4 protein-coding genes and 1 pseudogene are annotated in these 3,877 nt (G+C 33.1%); 1 reads left to right on the forward strand and 4 read right to left on the reverse strand.

Annotation, left to right across the window (positions count from 1 at the left end):
- Positions 1–102 precede the first annotated feature (102 nt).
- Positions 103–747: pseudogene (locus PHF25_09025) on the forward strand (Tn3 family transposase).
- A 257-nt stretch (positions 748–1,004) separates the two neighbouring features.
- Here the strand turns inward: PHF25_09025 and PHF25_09030 are convergent.
- The 4 genes from PHF25_09030 to PHF25_09045 form a co-directional block, all read right to left on the reverse strand.
- Positions 1,005–1,454, reverse strand: coding sequence for a DUF4829 domain-containing protein (locus PHF25_09030; protein ID MDD4528151.1), 450 nt, complete (start codon positions 1,452–1,454; stop codon positions 1,005–1,007).
- 94 nt (positions 1,455–1,548) lie between these two features.
- Positions 1,549–2,811, reverse strand: coding sequence for an amidase domain-containing protein (locus PHF25_09035; GenBank protein MDD4528152.1), 1,263 nt, complete (start codon positions 2,809–2,811; stop codon positions 1,549–1,551).
- 413 nt (positions 2,812–3,224) lie between these two features.
- Complete coding sequence (locus tag PHF25_09040; protein ID MDD4528153.1) at positions 3,225–3,401, reverse strand: hypothetical protein; 177 nt, start codon at positions 3,399–3,401, stop codon at positions 3,225–3,227.
- A 237-nt stretch (positions 3,402–3,638) separates the two neighbouring features.
- Positions 3,639–3,877, reverse strand: a 239-nt coding sequence (locus tag PHF25_09045) for a 2-oxoacid:acceptor oxidoreductase family protein (GenBank protein ID MDD4528154.1), incomplete at its 5' end; no start/stop codon positions are given.

A 3,877-nucleotide genomic window follows, 5' to 3' on the forward strand; every position in this document is an offset into this window, starting at 1 on the left:
AATGTGCGTTTGTTTACTATCTGGGGTAGAATCTTCCCAATAAACTAGATCTACTTTTTTAATATTCACCGTTTCTGCATCACCGTTCATTCTTATAGAACCTTTAAAGTTTTTTAAGTCGTTCAATTAAAGAATATTGGTAAACAAAAATTATATCGTCCAGATACCGGTATTACTGATATGTTTACTAATCTACAACCGATACTTACCCGTCCTATTAATTGGGAGCTTATACGGCAGCAATACGACCAAATGGTTAAATATGCTACTGCGTTGCGCCTGGGAACTGCTGAAACCGAAGCAATAATGAAAAGGTTTACGAGAAATAATTTGAAACATCCTACATATCTTGCTTTAGCAGAATTGGGAAAAGCCATTAAAACAATATTCCTTTGTGAATACCTAAATTCTGAGAAATTGAGGATAGAAATTCATGAAGGGCTAAATGTGGTTGAAAACTGGAATTCAGCAAATGTATTTATTTTTTATGGAAAAGGTGGAGAAATATCAACTAACCGTATTGAAGACCAAGAACTTGCTGTATTAAGTTTACACCTATTACAAAACTGCCTTGTCTACGTCAATACTTTAATGATTCAGAAAATACTATCACAAGATAAGTGGCATGACATAATGACACCGGAAGATCTCAGGGCACTCACGCCACTTATCTATGCTCACATAAATCCATATGGAAACTTTAATCTTGATATGAATGAAAGAATACCTATAGACATCGCTATATGAAATAGCTTCAAGGGGGAGTACTAGCGAAGCTGTCACTAACCGCAAAGCGAATGGCAATTTGTGTTAATTAACAATCGGATTAACGCATTTTCGAAAAGCTATCATATGGTCTTATTCGGATAAATGAAAAACGAGCCTCCCAAAATACCTAGAAAAGCTCGTTTGGCATACATAAAATAATATGAAAAACATTTTAGCATACTTATTATGGTACACTGGCGGTAAAACTTGGATTTAAGATATTAACTGTGGAAGTTTCATGGTAATCCCCAATCATGAATTTTCCATTTAGCATTCTTGGTTTCTTTGACTAGTATAAAATACTGTTTATACTTCTTTTGATCAATATTATTAAAATAAGTTACACGAAAGCTCATTGATTGAAATGGATCGTGACCATAATTGGATTTATAACTATGAGGTGGCAAACGAAACTTGTCATCTTTAATATACTCAATTGATGTTAATTTAGGTTTCCATCCCTTTATATTTGTTTCGTTAAATCTTCCTGCCAGATATCTGCCAATAGTACCATTAGCCCCTTTTACATCTTCATTGTTTACAGCTGCAAATAAATCAGTAATAACTCGTTTCCCATCCGAAATATCATCATTAGTGATCGTTTTAGAGAAGTAACTGTTAGCAATAACGATAACTACAGTACAAATTAGTATGATAGTTAAGAATATCATTACCCATTTTTTCATAATTTATACTCCTTAAGATATATAAAAAGGACTTACCACTAAGAATATTAAATTGGTTAATTTTAGCAGTAAGTCCTACTTTAGATGGCTAGTGTTAACTACTAAATTGTGCTGTGCCAAAATAAATTTGTCTCATATAACAGTCATTTCCGCCAAACGATATAATAACATCCCAAAGATTTGCATTGTAATTGTCATAAGAGTGATAAGAAATCAAAATATCACTATAATACTGGGGAGAAGTAGGAGTATATGTTACGAACGTAGAATGGTGATAATCTGTTAATTCACCAAACTGAAGTACATCACCATATTTTATAGCACTAGGCGAAAGGTTATAGTATGGGTTATTATTATTTACCCCAGTTCCTTTAGGACCGTATGTTTTAGAACTTGTTGCATAGCTCCAAAAGTTGGTAACACTTTCCCATTTACCTGAACCACCGCCTCCAACACGGCCACCGAACCAGCCGGTTGTGTAAGTACCATTAACCATTCTAACTTTATTACTGATATTACTTTTTGATAATGTATCGTTTCCTTCTACGTATCCTCCATAAGCTGCCCAGACACACTGAGATACGAAGTTTGTACAATCTCCACCACTTTCATCGGGTACGGTATAAAAAAACCTCTCGTTTAAATCACTTTCTTCCGCAAATCTTTGGGCATAATTTCTACCCAACATTCTGTTATATGTAAAACTCGTAGCAGGAGTTACTAATGAAGAACCTACTACTTGTTGCTTAATCGTTGCAGCACTACCATCGATATATTTTTTGGTTTGTTCAATACTTTTCATTTTTTCTTCTTTCGCTTTAGTAATAGCATCTCTTTGAGAAAGTCCTTGTTTTACTTTTTTGTTAACTAAAGTTTTGAAACAATCAGCCGCTAAAGAATTACAATTAATACTGCTTAATTTCCATTTTTTATTACTCTTAACTAAATTAAAAGTATAGTCGCTAGAAAGCGAAGAAATTGAATTTGGCGTGGTCGAGTAAACATAATCAAGATGCATAAGAACTTTTACAGTTGCATTATTGCCTGAGATAGAAATATCTTTGTAATCCAAACTTACCTTATAGTCTTTATAGTATAAGCCAATTGCTTTGTCTCCTTCAACCATGAACTCCTGTACTGCTTTATTAAAATAAGTATTATCATTATCTTCAAGGAACTCATTAGAATTAATGACATCCATTTTCTGGAAAGACTTATAATAGTTATCAAAATATTTCTCTATAACAGCTTTGATGTTTTCATTATTTGTTGTTTCAGCCCCGAATGCTAGATTGTAGTTTCCTAGAATCAAGGTAAAAATAACTATTAGAAAAATTATTTTTTTTATTTTATTCATATTGATCACTCCCAAACATGATTTTTACTTTGAGAATATCTTTTAGACTCACATTTTAACTACAAAATATTCTATGTTTTCATATTTTTACACCACCTTACGATTAATTAGTGCTTGCTAAAAGTCTGTACTTATAGTACCATAAATGATTATCAATGGCAAATAGTTAATATTATGTTACTTAATATTAATTTATCCGTGTAAGTCGTTTTTTGGCATCCATATCCTTCGTTGGTACAATTCCTAATATAAAGAGAGTTACATTCACAAGTTCCGAGTGTATAAATGAAGTGGAAACCCCTATATTTCAAAGGCTTCCACTTTTTGAGTTAAGATAATGACAGCTTCGCCGGTACTACCCCCAAATAAGTAGTTTATGGGCATGTGCCACAATAAATGGGATTATTTTACATTTACTTTGCAGTACATGACACGGATGCTCCCACCACCCCATCATGGGGCAAAAGCCCTCCGATAACAGGGAAATCAATTCTTGTGATTTTTTTATTAAAGCCAGAGGTACTAAATCCAAATACGATCAATATAACAACCATTAGCCCAAAGCATAAACCGATAAATGTTTTTTTCATAATCAAAAACTCCTTTATTAAATTAATATCATTTATAATTAGTCCCATAATTTAACTGTCATTATTTAGTATACAATAAAATTTTCCATAATAACAAACGTGATAATATAAAAAATATGTATAGAACGTTACAATATTCAAAAAAGGTTAAGAAACTACTGGTTATCAGCAGTCTCTTAACCTTTTTAAAACTTGTTCAAGTATTTTTTATTTAACTCTTATCTTGTCCTAATTTATTTATTTCGTTTCCAGAGCTTTTTTGCCCCATTCCCAGCCTAGCTTAAGTGCTTGCACATTTAGGTCAGCAACTTTGGGTAGCCGGTTGCGTGTTGCTTCTTCCAGCGCATTGAAGGGAACAAGATTCCCTATCGCAGCGAGTGCCCCAATAGCCAGCACATTAGCAGTAAGGATATTCCCGATTTGTTCTCTTGCTAGTTGTGAAATAGGCACATTGATTACTTGAGCCTTTACTGCCG

The sequence above is a fragment of the Candidatus Margulisiibacteriota bacterium genome (assembly GCA_028706105.1).
Lineage (GTDB): Bacteria > Margulisbacteria > Riflemargulisbacteria > GWF2-35-9 > DYQY01 > DYQY01.